The sequence below is a fragment of the Methylobacterium sp. FF17 genome, from assembly GCF_025813715.1.
In the GTDB taxonomy this organism is placed as follows: Bacteria; Pseudomonadota; Alphaproteobacteria; order Rhizobiales; family Beijerinckiaceae; genus Methylobacterium; species Methylobacterium flocculans.
Window position 1 is genome coordinate 3,080,110 of the sequence record NZ_CP107532.1, and the last position, 19,150, is coordinate 3,099,259.

General features: G+C 60.5%; 10 protein-coding genes, 5 pseudogenes and 1 other annotated feature. Of the genes and pseudogenes, 11 read left to right on the forward strand and 4 right to left on the reverse strand.

Going from position 1 to position 19,150, the window contains the following annotated elements:
* Positions 1–154: 154 nt before the first annotated feature.
* The 6 genes and pseudogenes from OF380_RS14490 to OF380_RS14515 form a co-directional block, all read left to right on the forward strand.
* Positions 155–1,537, forward strand: a complete 1,383-nt coding sequence (locus OF380_RS14490) for a GumC family protein (protein ID WP_264045150.1) — start codon at positions 155–157, stop codon at positions 1,535–1,537.
* Positions 1,538–1,608: 71 nt separating this feature from the next.
* A pseudogene (locus OF380_RS14495) lies at positions 1,609–2,668 on the forward strand (IS630 family transposase).
* 165 nt (positions 2,669–2,833) lie between these two features.
* Positions 2,834–3,847, forward strand: a pseudogene (locus OF380_RS14500) (IS630 family transposase); the annotation flags it as partial.
* Between the two features lie 116 nt (positions 3,848–3,963).
* Positions 3,964–5,169, forward strand: coding sequence for an IS701 family transposase (locus OF380_RS14505; RefSeq protein WP_404810461.1), 1,206 nt, complete (start codon positions 3,964–3,966; stop codon positions 5,167–5,169).
* A gap of 11 nt (positions 5,170–5,180) precedes the next feature.
* Positions 5,181–5,396, forward strand: coding sequence for a hypothetical protein (locus OF380_RS14510; RefSeq protein WP_264045152.1), 216 nt, complete (start codon positions 5,181–5,183; stop codon positions 5,394–5,396).
* Between the two features lie 83 nt (positions 5,397–5,479).
* Positions 5,480–5,800, forward strand: a pseudogene (locus OF380_RS14515) (transposase); the annotation flags it as partial.
* A gap of 254 nt (positions 5,801–6,054) precedes the next feature.
* Here OF380_RS14515 and OF380_RS14520 read toward each other — a convergent pair.
* Positions 6,055–7,083, reverse strand: a complete 1,029-nt coding sequence (locus OF380_RS14520) for an IS110 family RNA-guided transposase (RefSeq protein ID WP_264045170.1) — start codon at positions 7,081–7,083, stop codon at positions 6,055–6,057.
* Between the two features lie 79 nt (positions 7,084–7,162).
* Here OF380_RS14520 and OF380_RS14525 point away from each other — a divergent pair.
* From OF380_RS14525 to OF380_RS14540, 4 genes and pseudogenes are all read left to right on the forward strand, one after another.
* Positions 7,163–7,593: pseudogene (locus OF380_RS14525) on the forward strand (IS5 family transposase); the annotation flags it as partial.
* Positions 7,594–9,136: 1,543 nt separating this feature from the next.
* Positions 9,137–9,802, forward strand: a complete 666-nt coding sequence (locus tag OF380_RS14530; protein ID WP_264045154.1) for a TonB family protein — start codon at positions 9,137–9,139, stop codon at positions 9,800–9,802.
* A gap of 335 nt (positions 9,803–10,137) precedes the next feature.
* On the forward strand, positions 10,138–11,343 hold the full coding sequence (locus OF380_RS14535) for an IS701 family transposase (protein WP_404810462.1): 1,206 nt from the start codon (positions 10,138–10,140) through the stop codon (positions 11,341–11,343).
* An 11-nt stretch (positions 11,344–11,354) separates the two neighbouring features.
* Positions 11,355–11,570: a hypothetical protein gene (locus OF380_RS14540; RefSeq protein ID WP_264045155.1), complete on the forward strand. Its 216-nt coding sequence runs from the start codon at positions 11,355–11,357 to the stop codon at positions 11,568–11,570.
* 12 nt (positions 11,571–11,582) lie between these two features.
* On the opposite strand, the pseudogene OF380_RS14545 reads toward OF380_RS14540, so the two are convergent.
* From OF380_RS14545 to OF380_RS14555, 3 genes and pseudogenes are all read right to left on the reverse strand, one after another.
* A pseudogene (locus OF380_RS14545) lies at positions 11,583–11,846 on the reverse strand (transposase); the annotation flags it as partial.
* A 39-nt stretch (positions 11,847–11,885) separates the two neighbouring features.
* Positions 11,886–13,114, reverse strand: a protein-coding gene (locus OF380_RS14550) for an IS3 family transposase (RefSeq protein WP_264045157.1) whose coding sequence is annotated in 2 segments (ribosomal slippage) — positions 11,886–12,826 and positions 12,826–13,114 — 1,230 coding nt in all. Because the reading frame shifts where the segments join, the coding sequence is not laid out codon by codon here.
* Positions 12,717–12,833, reverse strand: a sequence feature (AL1L pseudoknot). It overlaps the preceding gene by 117 nt.
* 51 nt (positions 13,115–13,165) lie before the next feature.
* Positions 13,166–13,975 carry an IS5 family transposase gene (locus OF380_RS14555; protein ID WP_264045159.1) on the reverse strand — a complete coding sequence of 270 codons (810 nt, stop codon included), beginning with the start codon at positions 13,973–13,975 and terminating at the stop codon, positions 13,166–13,168.
* Positions 13,976–14,449: 474 nt separating this feature from the next.
* Between OF380_RS14555 and OF380_RS14560 the strand changes: the two genes are divergently transcribed.
* Complete coding sequence (locus tag OF380_RS14560; protein WP_264045160.1) at positions 14,450–18,793, forward strand: Calx-beta domain-containing protein; 4,344 nt, start codon at positions 14,450–14,452, stop codon at positions 18,791–18,793.
* Positions 18,794–19,150 lie beyond the last annotated feature (357 nt).

The following is a 19,150-nucleotide window of genomic DNA, read 5'->3' on the forward strand; positions in this document are numbered from 1 at the left end:
TCTGCTAATTTTTGAAAAGTTTAGACCAGACATCCATGCAACGAGTTGACATTGCAAATTTGAAGGTTGAAAAGTGGCAACCGGATTACGGACGTAGCGGTTTGCTGGATTTTCGTTTATAGTAGATATTTATTCTCGAACAGTAGAGGTGAAGGTGGATTTTCAGAGTTTAATAAAGTTGATATGGCGACACAGGCTTCTCTTCGCCTCAGTATTTATATTAATTAACTTGGCGGTAATCGCACTGAATGGCTATGCACCTAAGATTTACGAAAGTTCCGCATTAATCTTGGCGGATTCAGGGCGATCCCTGCAGCAGCAATCAGGTGACTCGTATTCTGGTGGCCTGCGCCAAGATCGTTTCATCAAATCGCAAGTTCTATTGGCGCGAAGTGACGACGTCATTGCTGACGCGGTCAAGCAAGTTCAAGCGCGTCACCCTGTTGTCCTAGAAACTGATGAGTCTGATAGATCATTTGTTACATCTCTCATAACGAAATTACTTAAATCATCCTCCGGCGAGAATGAAAGTACTTCACGGGTTCAAGCTTCATCACGTGCAGAAGTGGAGCCGAACACTGATCTAATCCGCATATCCTTTCGCCACGTAGATCCAGACAGAGCAGCGCTTTATGCCAATCAGATTGCTGGAAGTTTAGTCGAGAGGCAGACAAAACTATATTCCAACCCTTTGGCCGCTCAGTTTTTTAAAGAACGTGAGGAAAGTCACCGCGAAAAACTTACTAGGGATGAGCGTGCTCTCGAAGCTTATTCCGTAGCGAATCAGATTTATTCTGCTGAAGAGCAGCAGAGATTGGTGCTAACCCGGCGCGATCAGATATTAACAAATCTTGCAACAACTCAGAGTTCGCTTGGCAGAGTTGGAGGCGAATTAGATTCACTGCGCACGCAGCTCTCTAGCCTTCGAGCAAAAATTAATTTGCCGACAGAAATTTTTGGCGAAGTTCCTGCGAGTTCGCGCTTCGGCCGTTCTACCGCTGGTTCCAGCTCTTCTAGTTCTAACATGTCTGATGATCCGCCACTCTTGCACGTCCGCCTCTACCAGGAGAGCGCACAGAAAATAGTCAACTTGAACGCTGAAATTGCTGGCTTGAAAACTGCTGAGTCTTCGTCCAATTATGAATTAAAGAAGATTGATAATGAACTCAAGGTACTAGCAACGCGGCAAGCTGAGTTCGACCGCCTCAAGCGGGAAATTGAGCTCGATAATACTAATATTGAGCTATATGCCAAAAAGTCTTCCGAAGCTCAGATTGAAAATGCTTGGAAATCTAACGAGCGCCTTTCCAACATGCAGGTGGTGCAGGCAGCAGCTGTGCCTGCCGAGCCTATGTTTCCTCGTGCGTCCATTTTGGTGCCGATTGGCCTGCTTCTTGGTGCTCTCTTCGGATGTGGCGCCTGTATGATTCGGGGTATATTGGCGCACGATCATCAGTTAGTTAAGCCCGATACACTAAACATCAAAGCGTCCTTGACAGATTCAAACGACAGACGAATTCGCTTGGCAGAGAGGTAGTTTCCTCGGCGCTAGTGCAATGACGCATTCAGAGGATTTACTGATGGGCGGCGATGTGCGAGTGTGGGCGGATGGCTCAGACTGTCTGCGTACGCCTCGATGAGGCCGCCACGGCGCGGCTGACGGCCCTCGCCACCGACCGCTCTTGTCCACTCAAGCACATTCTACGCGCCCGGATCGTGCTGCTGTCGGGCGAACGCCTGACGGTGCAGGAGATCGCGCGGCAGGCCGGCGTGAGCCGACCGGCCGTCTGGCGCTGGCAGCAGCGTTACGCCGAAGAGGGCGTCGAGGGCCTCTTGCGCGACAAGACCCGCCCGCCCGGCAAGGAGCCGCTGCCCGCCGGCACGGTCGCGCAGTTGCTGGCCCTGACCTGCTCAGAGCCGCCCGGCGAGGTCACCCACTGGACCGGGCGTGCCGTGGCCGAAGCGACCGGTATCGCGCTGCGCTCCGTGCAGCGGATCTTGGCAGGCCAACCGGCTTCAGCCGCACCGGATCCGCACCTTCAAGCGCTCACACGACCCTGCCTTTGCCGAGAAGGTGGAGGACTTGGTGGGGCTCTACATGGATCCGCCGGCCCATGCCGTGGTGCTCTCGCTCGATGAGAAAAGCCAGATCCAGGCTTTGAAGCGCACGCGTCCCGATCTGCCGGTCGCCCCCGGGCACCCGGCCGCCCAGACCCACGACTACACCCGGCACGGCACCACGACGCTGTTTGCCGCCTTCGACGTCCTCCACGGCACCGTGATCGGCCGCTGCATGCAGCGCCAACGCCACGGCGAGTTCATCCGCTTCCTCAACGCCGTCGAAGCCGCCGTGCCGACTGGCAAGGTCATCCACGCGATCCTCGACAACTACGCCACACACAAGCACCCGAAGGTGCGCGCTTGGCTCGCACGCCATCCGCGTTGGACCTTCCACTTCACGCCGACCTCGGCGTCCTGGCTCAACGCAATCGAGGGCTTCTTCTCCGCCCTGACCCGTCGCCGCCTACGACGCGGCACCTTCACGGGCGTGGTCGATCTCCAAGCCGCCATCAAGCGCTACATTGCCGAGCACAACAGCCACGCTCGGCCCTTCACCTGGACCAAACCAGCCGCACAAATCGTCAGCGCTGTCGCCAGACTCCCATGAACCATCCGAATGCGTCATTGCACTAGTCGTGGGCCGACATCCCAGCCAGTTATGAAACCTATACGACTTGCGGCAACTGCTTCCGGCGCTAGCGCAAGTGCGGCAACGAGTGCATTGACGCGGTGATAGGGTTCACGGATCGGGTGATGCATGCGAGTCTGAGTCATGGCTCAGACCGTCTGCGTGCTCCTTGACGATGCCACCCAGTCAGCGCTTGCCGCGGTCGCCGGCGACCGATCTCGACCCCTCAAGCACATCCTGCGGGCGCGCATCGTCCTGCTTTCAGCCGGGCGCTTGCCTGTGCAGGAGGTGGCTCGGCAGGCCGGCGTCAGTCGGCCCGCCGTCTGGCGCTGGCAGCAACGCTTTGCCGAGGATGGCGTCGAGGGTCTGCTGCGCGACAAGACCCGCCCGCCTGGCACGCCACCACATTCCACGCAGACGGTGGCGAAGGTGCTGGCACTGACCTGCTCGGAGCCACCCGACGAGGTCACACACTGGACCGGCCGAGCCGTCGCCGCGCGGGTCGGGATCTCACTGCGCTCCGTGCAACGGATCTGGCAGGAGCATCGCCTGCAACCGCATCGGATTCGGACGTTCAAACGCTCGCACGACCCAGCGTTTGCCCAGAAGGTCGAGGATGTCGTGGGCCTTTACATGAAGCCGCCCGCCCACGCCGTGGTGCTGTCCATCGACGAGAAGTCCCAGATCCAGGCTCTGGAGCGCACCCGCCCCAACCAGCCTCTCGGTTCAGGGCACCCAACTGCTCAGACCCACGACTATACCCGACACGGCACCACGACCCTGTTCGCGGCTCTCAATGTCCTGGACGGCACCGTGCTCGGCCGCTGCATGCAGCGCCATCGCCATGGCGAGTCCATCCGCTTTCTCAACGCCGTCGAGGCTGCCGTTCCGGCCGGCAAGCTCGTCCACGTGATCCTGGACAACTACGGTAGCCACAAGCACCCGAAGGTGCGCGCCTGGCTCACCCGCCATCCGCGCTGGACCTTCCACTTCACCCCAACATCGGCCTCATGGCTCAATGCGGTCGAGGGCTTCTTCTCCACGCTCACGCGCCGCCGCCTGCAGCGAGGCACCTTCACCGGCATCGTCGACCTCCAAGCGGCCATCAATCGCTACTTCGCCGAGCACAACCGAAGCCCAAGGCCCTTCATCTGGACCAAAACCCGCAGCCGCGATCTTCGACGCCCTCAATCGTGCCCCTGAACCATCCGTCCGCGTCACTGCACTAGCATTACAGTTGCGTTTTCGACGGGGTTCTGACTCTGTGCAGCACCATGAAACGCACATCATGGACGACCGGGACCTCTATCGAGGCGGCGCTGGAGTTGTGGGCCTCGTCGCTGCGAGAAGTGAAGGGGCGCATGCGGCCCTTGTTCAGCCAGGAGCGGGTCGCCGCCTCGGCGGGAGCGTTCCTGGACGGACTGTTCGGCGCGGAGCGGCGTAAGACCGGTTGGATGCGGGCGGAAGCCGCGGGCGATCCTGGGCCCTGGCGTCAGCAGGCGCTGCTCGGTCGCGGACGCTGGGATGCCGACACCCTGCGCGACGTGGTGCGGGATTATGCCCTGGAGACGCTGGCCGACCCGGACGCGGTTCTGGTCCTCGACGAGACCGGCTTCCTCAAGCAGGGCAAGGCTTCGTGCGGGGTGCATCGCCAGTACACCGGCTCGGCCGGCAAGATCACGAACTGCCAGATCGGTGTGTTCGCAGCTTATGCCTCGCGGCACGGTCATGCCTTCATCGATCGGGCCTTGTACCTGCCCAAGACCTGGACCTCGGATCCGGCCCGGCGGGCCGCCGCCCACGTGCCGGAGGGGACAAGCTTCGCGACCAAGCCGGGGCTGGCTTTGGCGATGATCGAGCGGGCGATAGCTGCGGGCGTGCCGTTCTCTTGGGTGGCGGCCGACACCGTCTACGGGGTCGGCGACATCGAGATGGCGCTACGCCGGGCGGGCAAGGGCTACGTGCTCGGGGTCAAAACCGATCACGCATTCAATTCCTGGGTCGGCAAGCCGGAGATCGCTGGCACCGCCGAGACGATCGCGAACGGCCTCGCTCCCTCGGCCTGGATGCGCCTGTCGGCGGGAGACGGAACGAAGGGCGCGCGGCTGTATGACTGGGCCTATTGTGAGTTGGCTCACCTCGATGGTGCCGACGACCAGACCGGCCTGTGGACGCGGGGGCTGCTGATCCGCCGCAGCCTGGCTGACGGCGAGCGGGCCTACTTCACGACCTGGTGCCCGGCCGGCACGCCGCTCGCGACCCTGGTCGACGTCGAGGGACGACATTGGAGCATCGAGGATGCGTTCGAGACGGCCAAGACCGAACTCGGGCTCGCTCACAACGAGACCCGCTCCTGGCACGGCTGGCACCGACACGTCAGCCTGGTGATGCTGGCCTTCGCCCTGCTGGCGGTGATCCGCCATCACGCCAACGCGCCGCCCCCAAAAAGCCAAGCCCGGCCGAGACAGCGCGCCCCCTGATCCGCTGGTCGGTGCAGGAGATCCGCCGCATCGCCGTGCGGCTGGCGCAGCGGCACATCCAGCCCGCTCACGTCATCGCATGGTCGCTCTGGCGACGGGCGCATCAGGCCGCCGCCCGCCAAGCCCATCTCAAACGCCGTGCTGTAAACCAGAAGATGCGCCGACGACGCAAAGGCCGGCCGTCCACGCCGAACAAGGAACCCACTCGCAACAAAACGCAACTGTAATGCTAGGGTGTGAACCGAACCAAGACGTTGCGAGAGTTCTGGTTTTGTGATTCAGAGCCGCCGTTTGCAGCACGGAGGCGGCGATGGCGGACCTGTTCTGGCCCTCGGATGAGCAGTGGGCGGTGATGGAACCGTTCATGCCCAAGAACCAGCCTGGGCTGGAACGGAACGACGATCGGCAGGTCATTTCCGGCATCCTGCACGTGCTGACCTCGGGCTGCCGCTGGCGCGACTGCCCGGCAGCGTATGGTCCGCGCACGACCGTCTACAACCGCTTCAATCGCTGGTCCCGCCGTGACTTTTGGCGGGCGATGCTGACCGCGCTGGCCAAGGGCGGATGGGGTGGCGAGGCGGCCGCCATCGACAGTACCTACGTCAAGTCGCACCGCTCGGCGCATGGCGGTAACGTATGGCCCGCCCCGTCCGCAAGTGGCTGATGATCCGCTGGTCTGAGCAGTCTGCATAAACGTATCCGGCCTTTCGGCGATGCCGTTGGCCAAGATGGAGATCCGCGCGTCCTGGTCCTCATAAAGGGGGCGGCGTCGAGCGCCATTTTACGCCAGAGGCTTCCAGAACACCGATCGACTGTCAGGCCATCTTCCTCTCGCCGCTCGCAGACATGGTGAGGCCGACGAAGGCTTCGCCGACCAAGCTCGGTTCAGGCAGCCACCGCCGCCGGCTCATAGACGCGTTTGTGGCGCAGCAGCGCCCAGACGGTCCGAGCCATCTTGGCTGCTAGCGCAACGACGGCGGTGTTGGCGTGCGCCCGCGCCAGCAGGCCCCGGAGCCATTGGCCGATCCGCGTATCGCTTTTGCGAAGGGTCGGCATCGCCGCCCGTGCACCCTGGATCAGCATCTTGCGCAGGTACTTGCTGCCGCGCTTGGTGATGCCGACGAGTTTGGGTCGTCCGCCAGTCGTGACTTGCCGCGGCACGAGGCCGAGCCAGGCCGCCAGATCACGCCCGCGGGCGAAGGTGGCCACGTCACCGATCGCCGCAATCAGCGCTGTGGCGTTGAGTGCACCGATGCCCGGGATGGTGGTGAGCCGGCGAGCACTCTCGTCGGTCCGGGCCTGTTCGGCGAACTCGCCATCGAGCGTTGCGATGCGTTCGTCGAGGGACTGCCAACGTTCCCGCACGTCGGCCACGAGGCTGCGCATTCGTGGCGTGATGTCCGCGGCGGTGTCGGGATCGAGCAGGGTGTTCAGCCTGGCGGCAAGCTTGGCACGTTCTTGCGGGACGATGTGGCCACGCTCCAGCAGGATGGCCCGGATCTGGTTCATCAAGGCCGTGCGTTCGCCCACGAGCTGGTCGCGCACCCGGTGCAGAGTCTGCATGTCGAGCTGCGCTTCCGACTTCAGCGCGACGAACCGCATAGTCGGACGCGTCGCAGCCTCTGCGATCGCCTCGGCGTCACGGTCGTCGTTCTTCTGGGCCTTGACGTAGGGGCGCACGTATTCCGGCGACATCAGCCGGATGGTGTGGCCTTGAGCGGCGAGCGCCCGGCCCATGTGATGCGCGCCACAGCACGCCTCCATGGCGATGATGCAAGGTGGAAGCGTCGCGCCAAAGGTCATCACCGTCTCGCGTCGCATCCGGCGTCGCAGGACGACCCGACCGGTCGCATCCTGCCCGACCACACTGCAGCTGTTCTTGCCCAGATCGATCCCGAGTATCGCAATGGCCATCGGTCCGCTCCATCCCTCGTGTGAGCCACACTGCAAACCTAGCAGTGAAGCCCAGTGAGGGGCGGGCCATCCATAAAGGGGGGCCTGGAGCCAGGCCATCGGCCGCTCGCGCGGCGGCCAGACGACCAAGATCCACGCGCTCACCGATGTCCTCGGCCGCCCCGGCGTCCTTCTGCTGACGCCTGGCAACGCCAGCGACGTCACCACCGCCCCAGCCGTAGTCGCCGAGGCTCCCGGTCGGGTCCGTCGCCTAGCTGCCGACAAGGGCTACGACGCCGACTGGCTCCGGACCGACCTGCGGGAAAAAGGCATCACGCCGATCATCCCAGGCAAGCGCGGCCGCAAGCGGAAGATCCGCCACGACAAGCGCCGCTACCGCGAACGCTGGCGCATCGAGGCGACCCTAATCGCTCCAGGGACTTCCGTCGCATCGCCACCCGCTACGACAAGCTGGCCCGCAACTACGCCTCCGCCGTTGCGCTCGCCGCCGTCATCGCCTTCCGGTGCTGATCAAGTTCAGACCCTAGGAAATGCACTCGTTACTGAAATCAATCAAAGCGGCAGCGCCGCTGTATCAGACCCTGCCTTGTCAAGCCGCAATCGAAGTTTTGCCTCAGCAAAGCTGCCGGAGCTCAGTGTAACAGCTCGTCAGAAAGAGACTCCATGGGATCCACGTATCTGCATTCGATGCGGGGATAGTCAAAAAATCCGAGTTCCTACATCCCGTTGATCCACGATCCATCGGCATCGTTCCATAGCCACGACGTACTAAATAAAAATCGGCCTAGTACACAACTATTCAAATATTTGTCTGAGTTTGCCCAGTTCGATTTTATTATCTACTGTAGTTGCCCTGTTTGCTGCCTGCGCTCTGCGGCGATATAGGAGGGCTGCGTAGCGACGCGAGCGGGTAAGCTTCGCGTAGCGTTTGCGTGCGAGCAATTGAGCGTAGCTCCGCGAAGGGCGGCGACGGACTGATGCGAGCGTTCGGTCGACGATTTGCGCCGGCACCATGGTCGTCGCTGATGCATCGCCAGCCAAGAACTTGGCCGTCGCGCGAGACGAGCTCTCTAGCACAGCAAGTGGATTCACGAAAGCTGCGTACTGCTTGGGCGCTTGCCTCGTGAGCACCGGTCTCGATCCACAACCCTCGCAGATCGATCCGCTTAGCTTATGCCACTTTAGTTGCTCAGCCTGCCACCGCTCCCGCATAGTCAGAGCAGTCGCACATTCGATCGAGAGCGACAGCGCCACGATGGCGAGCGCCGCCCTGGCCGCATGCGTATGAACGGTCATTGGAACTTTCGAGGGCTATGATTCGCTGTCGGATGACAGTGCACAGAGCGCGCCATGTCAAATTGGCACAGCCCCTCCACACGGACAGAGAGGTGCAAACTACCTACTTCGCTTTCCTGTGCTCTAGCTTATGTATCTTATTCCTGGGATGGTACCTGCAAGAGCCTCACCCGCAGGGTCGGTCACGTGGCACGCTCAGCAAGTGGATCCCAGATGTTGACAGGCTGCGCTTCTCTGGTTTGGCACGAGGGATGTAGGATACCTTCGCGGTCCACGCGTTGTGCAATTTTGGCACTTCAGCGGCCAGCTGATTGCATCTTTCGATAGAACTGATGAGGCATAGCAGGGTGTTGAAAAAGTCCAGACGGACAGTGCTTGCCCCCACATCTGGTGCTGCAACAGGCGGATGGCACCAGCATGCAGTAGGTCAACTCAATCTGCTGAGGTGTTTTTCGACTTTTTCAACACCCTGATAGGGATCAGAGTTGGTTTGGCGCAAGGCCCTGACCCACGCAGCTCAATGATCATCTAAGTGTCGATCTCCCATGCGTCGTCTCAAGGTATCTCTATCTGCCCACCAGCCCGAGCGCTTTGGCTTGGGATGGTGCGGATCCGCATCAAGCGTCTGCAAAGGCATGGTGATACTCTCATCAATACCGTAGTGGCACCCTCAAACGACCACTGGCTCTGGCTTGGCGCTGGCCTTCTCGCGCTTACCTTACACGGGGGCAGCATCGCGCTAGCTGTCCGAGTGGCCTTGCCGATTGAAGCCGCCGACCGTGGAATGGCCATTCTAGAGGTCCGCTTAGAATTGGCCGGACTCAACCGCAACGCTGCGGAGTTGCCTCCTGACCCGGTGGCCACCAGCGTAGTCGCTGTTGAAAAGGCCAGCGATGATCCAACCAAGCCGCTCAAGGCCGAGCGAACCGAGACAACAGATCCCAATCTGACCATATCTCGGGAGGCGATGCACATACCACACAAGGACGGGACCAGGGATGAGGCAAACAACGAGGTATTATCTCGGGAAGCCGTAGCCCCCAACGTTTCATACGCGCCGAGATCAGACACGAAAGAGGCCTCTCACCCAGCGGCGCCTATGCTCGAAATGGGAGACAGAGCCCGGCGTGTTCGATCGAAATGGGAAAAGCAGCTGCTGGCTCACTTAGCTCGTCACAAGCGTTATCCGAAGAAAGCTGCCCAACCGTCTGGAGAGGTCATTTTGGCCTTCGTTCTGGACCGGGCAGGGCACATCGTCAGGTCAACGGTGCTGAAGGGCTCGGGCGACACTGCATTTGACCAAGCCGCTCTGGCCATGATGCAGCGCTCCAATCCTGTGCCTCCGCCGCCACCCCTCATAGCCGACGGTGGCCTAAGCTTCACCATGCCGGTGTTCTTCCTCTCGAAACAGACAAAGAGGTAGGAGGATATTCAACTTATTCGCGCTCTCGATACTGCCGTTCGCGCAGACAAAGAGCACCGAACGTTCACATAAACGAAACCTCTCTTTGGAGCTTACGCAGACACGTCGACGGCAACCGAGGACACAGCATTGCAATACAATATCTCAGAAGAACGACCGTAAACCTGACTCTCAAACCTCCCAGGAAAGTCTGCTTGGAATTCCCAGAAGCAGGATTTTGATTGCAGCGCGCCCGATCCGGTGCGGAGCTGTTCGCATAAGCCGCTGTATAGATCGTGCTGTAGGCCTAGCATTACAGTTGCGTTTTCGATGGGGTTCTGACTCTGTGCAGCACCATGACGCGCACATTATGGACGACCGGGACCTCTATCGAGGCGACGCTGGAGTTGTGGGCCTCGTCTCTGCGAGAGGTGAAGGGGCGCATGCGGCCCCTGTTCAGCCAGGAGCGGGTCGCCGCCTCGGCGGGAGCGTTCCTGGACGGACTGCTCGGCGCGGAGCGGCGTAAGACCGGTTGGATGCGGGCGGAAGCCGCGGGCGATCCTGGGCCTTGGCGTCAGCAGGCGCTGCTCGGTCGCGGACGCTGGGATGCCGACACCCTGCGCGACGTGGTGCGGGATTATGCCCTGGAGACGCTGGCCGACCCGGACGCGGTTCTGGTCCTCGACGAGACCGGCTTCCTCAAGCAGGGCAAGGCTTCGTGCGGGGTGCATCGCCAGTACACCGGCTCGGCCGGCAAGATCACGAACTGCCAGATCGGTGTGTTCGCAGCTTATGCCTCGCGGCACGGTCATGCCTTCATCGATCGGGCCTTGTACCTGCCCAAGACCTGGACCTCGGATCCGACCCGGCTGGCCGCCGCCCACGTGCCGGAGGGGACAAGCTTCGCGACCAAGCCGGGGCTGGCTCTGGCGATGATCGAGCGGGCGATAGCTGCGGGCGTGCCGTTCTCTTGGGTGGCGGCCGACACCGTCTACGGGGTCGGCGACATCGAGATGGCGCTACGCCGGGCGGGCAAGGGCTACGTGCTCGGGGTCAAGACCGATCACGCATTCAACTCCTGGGTCGGCAAGCCGGAGATCGCCGGCACTGCCGAGACGATCGCGAACGGCCTCGCTCCCTCGGCCTGGATGCGCCTGTCGGCGGGAGACGGAACGAAGGGCGCGCGGCTGTATGACTGGGCCTATTGTGAGTTGGCTGACCTCGATGGTGCCGACGACCAGACCGGCCTGTGGACGCGGGGGCTGCTGATCCGCCGCAGCCTGGCTGACGGCGAGCAAGCCTACTTCACGACCTGGTGCCTGGCCGGCACGCCGCTCGCGACCCTGGTGGCGGTCGAGGGACGGCGCTGGAGCATCGAGGACGCGTTCGAGACCGCCAAGACCGAACTCGGGCTCGCCCACAACGAGACCCGCTCCTGGCATGGATGGCATCGGCACGTCAGCCTGGTGATGCTGGCCTTCGCCCTGCTGGCGGTGATCCGCCATCACGCCAACGCGCCGCCCCCAAAAAGCCGAGCCCGGCCGAGACAGCGCGCCCCCTGATCCGCTGGTCGGTGCAGGAGATCCGCCGCATCGCCGTGCGGCTGGCGCAGCGGCGCATCCAGCCCGCTCACGTCATCGCATGGTCGCTCTGGCGACGGGCGCATCAGGCCGCGGCCCATCAAGCGCATCTGAAACGCCGTGCTGTAAACCAGAAGATGCGCCGACGACGCAAAGGCCGGCCGTCCACGCCGAACAAGGAACCCATTCGCAACAAAACGCAACTGTAATGCTAGGGTCTGTCATCGCTTGAGCCAATCGAGGGCCGCGGCAAGACAGAGGACGCCCATGAAGCTGACGGTCGTCTTCTCGTAGCGTGTGGCGATGGCGCGCCACTCCTTGAGCCTGGCCCAGAGGCGCTCCACCTGGTTGCGGTTGTTGCAGATCCAGTCCGGGCAGGCGACGGGTGCTTCGTGGCGCTGAGGCGGGATCGCGGGCCGCGCGCCCATGTCCCAGATGTGCTCACGAAAGGCGTGGCTGGTGTAGCCCCGGTCCCCGACGACCCATGAACCGCGCCGGGTTTCCCGGAGGCCATTTGGTTTGATTCAGGCTGCCAAGGTTTGCACCTCGGCCTGGGCATAGTAGCGCGCTTCAGCCTCGGCGGGAGGGATATTCCCGATCGGTTCGAGCAGACGACGGGTGTTGAACCAGTCGACCCATTCGAGGGTGGCGAACTCGACGGCCTCGAACGACCGCCATGGTCCACGCCGATGGATCAGTTCGGCTTTGAACAGCCCGTTGATCGTCTCGGCGAGGGCATTGTCGTAGCTGTCGCCGACGCTGCCGACGGAAGGCTCGACACCGGCCTGGGCGAGCCGCTCGGTGTAGCGGATCGACAGGTATTGCGAGCCCCTATCGCTATGGTGCACGAGCCCACCACCCTGGTGGGGACGGCGCTCGTGCAGGGCCTGCTCCAAAGCGTCGAGCACGAAGGCGGCATGGGCGGTTCGGGAGACCCGCCAGCCGACGATGCGGCGGGCGAAGACGTCGATGACGAAGGCCACATAGACGAAGCCAGACCAGGTCGCGACGTAGGTGAAATCGCTGACCCACAGGGCGTTGGGCCGCGGTGCCTTGAACTGTCGGTTGACCCGGTCGAGCGGGTACACCGCGGCCGGATCGGGGATCGTCGTCCGGACTGTCTTGCCCCGCACGACACCCTTCAGTCCCATCGCCCGCATCAGCCGCGCCACGGTGCACCGAGCCACCACGATCCCGTCCCGGCCGAGCTGCCGCCAGACCTTGCGCACGCCGTAGACGCGGAAGTTCGCCTCGAACACGCGCCGGATCTCGACCATCAGCGCCGCATCGCTCCTGGCCCGTGCAGGCAGCTTGCCGGGATCGGCACGCCGCGCGGCATGGGCATGGTACGTCGACGGGGCGATCGGCAGCACCCTGCAGATCGGCTCGACCCCATAGACGGCCCGATGGTCGTCGATGAACGCGATCATGTCCGCGACCGGCGGTCGAGCTCCGCCATGGCAAAATACGCCGACGCCTTCCTCAGGATCTCGTTGGCTTGGCGCAGTTCACGGTTCTCGCGCTCCAGCGCTTTGATCCGCTCGCGCTCGTCCGTGCTCGGGCCGCCCCGCTGTCCCGTGTCCCGCTCGGACTGCCGGATCCAGTTCCGGAGCGTCTCGCCCGAACAGCCGATCTTGGCCGCGATCGAATTGATCGCCGCCCATTGCGAGGCATGCTCGCCCTGATGATCAAGGACCATCCGCACCGCGCGGGCACGGACCTCGGGGGAATAGGGTGGGGTTCGCTTCGTCATGGCTCCATCCTCTCAAGAGTTGGAGCCTCCGGGAAACCCGGCGCGGTTCAGTTATGAACCGGCTGCGAGTTGGGCGGCCTGTTTGAGCATGAGGCAGACGAAGGCGACGATGTGGAGGTCTGCCAGCGTGCTGGGATAGCGCTCGTAATCTTTGACGAGACGACGGAAGCGGGTCGCCCAGGCGAAGGAGCGCTCCACCACCCAGCGGCGTGGCAGCAGGACGAAGCCGCGCTTGGCTTCCGGCAGTTTGACGACCTTGAGTTCGATGCCGTGCGTGCGAGCCGCCTTGGCCGGCTTTTCGCCCGTATAGCCCTGGTCGACATAGGCGAGATCGACGCTGTCCCCGGTGGCAGCCTGCACGGCTTGCGCCAGGCGCCCGACCTGGGCGCGCTCGTCGGCATCGGCGGGGGTGACGTGCAGGGCCAGGAGGTGGCCGAAGGTGTCCACGGCCAGGAGGGCCTTCGAGCCCTTCTTGCGCTTGGCACCGTCGTAGCCAGCCCGCTCGCCGCTCTCGGGTGAGGAGCGCAGGGTTCGGCTGTCGAGGATGGCCGCGCACGGCTCGGGCGAACGTCCGGAGGCCAGACGCAGCAATGCCCGCAGATCGTCGGCCAGTTGCTCGAAGCAGCCCGCCGCCAGCCAGCGCTGAGCCTGCTGGTAGACGGCTTCCCAGGGTGGCAGGTCGTTGGGCATCCAGCGCCACGGCGCGCCTGTCTTCACCACGTAGCGCAGCCCGTTGAATAACTCGCACAAGCTGTGCTCGCGCTGTCCCGCATCCTCACAAAGCAGCGTCAGATAGGGGGCAACCAGCGCCCATTCTTCATCGGAGACGTCGGACGGGTAGGCTTTGCGTAAAGAAATCATGCCCCTTCATCTGGAATCCAGCCGTCACAGGTCCATAACAGCCTCTAAGTGCACAATATTGCGTCGTTGATGATCCGAGCGGTGAACCACTGAGCGGAATAGGAGGACCACGTTTCAACTACGTACTCTGGTAGGTAGACCGAGCTTAAAAAGATTGGTAAACGGATTCTGAATTTTTTTCATGTTGAATGACGCACCATGGATTCGCTCTGCCTTTACGGTGAGACTGTGAATAAAAGTATGATAAAAACGCTCGTAGGACCTATCATAGATTACATGATTAGCCCTATTCAGGGAAGTGTACATGTCGCTGTAGGTATTTGTATTTGTAGTGCGAATATAAGCTGCTTACAGGCCGGACAAGGGTGGCATTTCGTGATTGATGATTTAAATATTTCTGCCTTAAAAAGGCGGTAATCTGACATCAGAATAATCGAAATTTACAAAATTTGTGTAAAGATACTGGAGAGTGATTTGTCCGAGCTTGCCATCTACGCTGGAAATACGCCGGCGGAAGTCACTGCTTTTGAGCAATGGCTCGGGCGACCTGTTGACCGGGCTTCTCTGTTCCTCGATCGGACCAACTGGAAGGCGTTCGACGGCTCGATCGACTACATCGCTTCACAATGGGCAGACCATGATAGGGCGATGTTGATCTCGATTCCATTGTTGACGATCGGCTCAAATCTAGCTGCGGCTGCCAACGGGGACTACAACGACCATTGGCTGAAGGCGGCGCAGTCGTTCAACAATCTCCGGCCTGACGGTGAGCTGATCTACGTTCGCCTCGGCTGGGAGATGAACGGCAACTGGTTTCCGTGGAGCGCCCAAGGCCAGCCCGGGAACTACATCGCAGCTTGGAAGGAGGTCGTCGACATTTTCCGCTCGATCTCCGATCGCTTCCGCTTCGAGTGGGCGCCGAACGTTGGCGAACAGGGTATGAATCCAGTCGATGCCTACCCGGGCGACGACTATGTCGATGTTGTCGGTGTGACCGTCTACAAAGGCACCACGGGCGGCACCGGAGACGCCCTCGCGGCGTGGGATCACGACGTAAATATGAATTACGGTCTGCAGTGGCAAGCTGATTTTGCTGCAGTCCACAACAAGCCGATTTCCTTCACGGAATGGGGGGTCTCCACCGACGATTCTGGACCGTACATTCAGAAAATGGCGGATTGGGTTTCCAGCCATAACACAGCCTATCAGTCCTATTGGGACACGAACACAGGCTACCGAGCGGAACTAAGCAACGGGCAGCATCCAACCGTTGGGGAAGCCTACCGCGATGCCTTCGGAAGTGGGTACCCAACCATTACTGGCACAGTAGGCGATGATGTCCTGCAAGGCACCGATGGCAGTGACCTCATCGATGGCGGCCTCGGCTCGAATGCTATGTATGGCGGTAAGGGCGACGACGGCTACGTCGTCGACAATGTTGGTGACACCATCGTCGAGTTGCCGGGAGAGGGATACGACTGGGTCACATCGACGCTCGCGACCTACACGCTCCCGGACAACGTTGAAGGGCTGACCATCCGCCGGGACAGCGGCGCAACGGCAATCGGCAACTCCCTAAACAATCGCCTGATTGGTGGGATCGGCAATGATGTTCTCGAGGGTCGTGGCGGCAATGATATCCTGATCGGAGGTGGTGGCAAAGACATCTTTGTTTTCTATCCCGAGTCCGGATCAAGTGCAGATAGCATCATGGATTTCAGGCCTGGTATAGGCGGAGACGTGGTGCGTTTGATTGATTTGGGCTTTATGTCTTTTGCTAGTATTCAGGCGGGATTGCGTGATTACTCGGAAGGCGCCGTACTCACTCTCCCTTCAGGTGATACCATTCTCTTTCGCGGGGTGCTCTCCGAGAAGCTGACGGCCGAGAACTTTGAGTTTAGTGGCGCGCTCGCTTCGCGCCCCATCTGGAACCCTTATGAGCCGCCCGTTGGGCCAAATCTGAAGACAGCTTACTTCGGCGGTACGCCCGGTAACGACGTACTAGTCGGCACGGATCGCGACGATACGCTTGAAGGCAATGGCGGCGCCGACAAGATGAGCGGGGGCAAGGGCAACGATACCTACGTCGTCGACTCAAACTCCGCCAGTGTTACCGAAAAGACTGGAGAGGGCATCGACACTATCGTCAGCTACGTTAACAGCTACATCCTGCCAAGCAATGTAGAAAATCTCGTGCTTAAGAAAGCTGACGGTCAGATCGGGCAGGGGAACGAGCTCAACAACCGGATCACGGGTGGCAACGGTGCAGATACGCTGATCGGCGCGGGCGGGAACGACTTCCTGACAGGCGGCGGAGGTAGCGACACCTTCTTCTTTAGTGCGGGGAGCGGTCACGATGTGATTGCTGATTTCCAGGCAGGTCCGGGCCTTGGGGATTTGGTTCAGCTACAGAACTATGGCTTCACGTCTTTCAACCACATCAAATCCTACATGACGCAGTACGACGAAGGCGTCGTACTGCGGATGCCGGGGCATGATGATACAATCCTGTTCCGTGGGCTGAAGATCTCGTCGTTCGTTGCAGACGACTTTAAGTTCTCTGGCAATGCTGCGGCGATCTATTCGGTGTCTGCGCCGACCGTCGTTCAGGAAGGCGGGGTTGTGCAATTTACCCTCTCGCGCAACAACGATGTGTCTCAGATTGAAAGAGTTAGCTTTAGTATCAGCGGGAGCATGACGCCGGGCGTCGACTATACCCCCATCGACAACTTTGTTTGGTTCAAGGATTGGGAAAGATCCAAGATTATCTCGATCTCGACATTGAGCGACAATCTTGTCGAGGGAAATGAAAGCCTGACACTGACGCTCGCCAGCACCAATGGTGCTGGTTTGATCGCTGTAGATCCTAGCAAGAACTCCGCAACGACCATTGTAGCGGACGCGACGCCGGTTCCTGTCTACTCGATTTCGGGGGCGCCTTCCATCGAGGAAGGTGGCGTAATGGCGTTTACAGTCACGCGTACAAGCGATGATGGCGCCCAGACGGTCAACTATGGTCTCACAGGCACCGCGACTTCTGGTGCCGATTACACAACGCCAAGCGGCTCGATCATGTTCGCGGCAGGTGAGCTTTCCAAGCAAATCATTCTACAAACAAAAGTCGATCCTGTTGTAGAGGGGGATGAAAACATTGTGGTCACCCTGACCTCCACCACCGGAACAGGGTACGTTGGACCTCAGAGTGCAGCGACCGGGATCATCATAGACAATGTACTCCCGGAGCCTCCTCTCTCTGCGAAACCCACAAGCTACATCTATGGCACCAGTGGCAACGATACGCTTTTGGGTGACAAGTCCAACAACTACCTGACGGGGGGCGCTGGTCAGGACAAGGCGTACGGTGGTGCAGGCGATGACACCTACGATGTGGAGGGCATGGGCGACACGGTCGTCGAGCTCGCGGGTGAGGGGATCGACACCATCGAAAGCTGGGGCCATTACACCCTCTCGGCCAATGTCGAGAACCTGGTCCTGAAGGGCACAAACCTGATCGGTACGGGCAATGAACTGGCCAATCGCATCACTGGTGGCAGCGGCAGGGATACGATCAACGGCAAGGCCGGAAACGACTGGCTGACTGGCGGAGCTGGCGCTGATACCTTCGTGTTCGAGAAGGGCACTGGTCACGACGTGATCACCGACTTCGTCACGGACGGCGCAGCGCGCGACGTGGTCCAGCTGACAGGCTTTAATTACACAAGCTTCAGTCAGATCCAGTCAAACATGATGCAGTTCGGCGCCGATACGCAGCTGGCCCTGTCTGATGGAAGTCACATCACTTTCTTGAGCCATTCTATCAGTGACTTTGTTGCGGAGAATTTCGGTTACAAAACAAGCGTGCTGAACCCAAGGTATACGGTTTCAGGCTCGCCGGTCGCCAAGGAGGGCGGTGACCTGGTCTTCACGATTAGCCGCACCGATGACTCCGGAGCACAAACTGTTGGCTTTGCTTGGGGAGGTTCAGCGACTGCTGGATCAGATTACGCCAGTCCGAATGGAGTGGTCACTTTCGCAGCAGGCGAGCTGTCCAAACAGGTCGTTCTGACTACTTACGCCGATGCGATTGCGGAAGGTAGCGAGAGCGTTGTGTTGAGCCTGACTGAGATCACCGGTCCAGGTACGTTCAGCTCCTCTGATAGTGCGACTGGTATGATCGTCGATTTGAGCGGCCAACCTGTCCCGACGCAGCCGCTTATGTCCGGAAAGGCTGGCAGCTACATCTATGGCACCAGCGCTAATGATACGCTTTTGGGTGACAAGTCCAACAACTACCTGACGGGAGGCGCTGGTCAGGACAAGGCGTACGGTGGTGCAGGCGATGACACCTACGATGTGGAGGGCATGGGCGACACGGTCGTCGAGCTCGCGGGTGAGGGGATCGACACCATCGAAAGCTGGGGCCATTACACCCTCTCGGCCAATGTCGAGAACCTGGTCCTGAAGGGCACAAACCTGATCGGTACGGGCAATGAACTGGCCAATCGCATCACTGGTGGCAGCGGCAGGGATACGATCAACGGCAAGGCCGGAAACGACTGGCTGACTGGCGGAGCTGGCGCTGATACCTTCGTGTTCGAGAAGGGCACTGGTCACGACGTGATCACCGACTTCGTCACGGACGGCGCAGCGCGCGACGTGGTCCAGCTGACAGGCTTTAATTACACAAGCTTCAGTCAGATCCAGTCAAACATGATGCAGTTCGGCGCCGATACGCAGCTGGCCCTGTCTGATGGAAGTCACATCACTTTCTTGAACAAGACCATTGGACAGTTTAGCTCAGATGCTTTTATATTGTAGACAGCAAGCTACTGCTCCTCAAATTTAGGGTAAAGAATCGTTTTGCAGCCTACCTACAATTAGAGTAGAATATATCTATGGTAGAGTAGGCTGCAAAACAATAGGATTTCAGGAGGTCAATACGGTTTGAAGATAGCGCAGATCAAGCTTGTTTTGCGACTTATACTAGACTTCGACGAGCCTGACTCATCGAGGTCTGCCCGCGCGACGGCGCGGCGGCTTTCGTCCGCCGGACCTCAGTGAGACCGACTTATGGGTCAGGCTCACTGAGACTTGGTATTACATCGCGGTTCGCGACGGACCCCGTTTGCGATAGAGTTAGCAGAAGCGCGATACAAGGCGGGGTGCAGTGGGCGG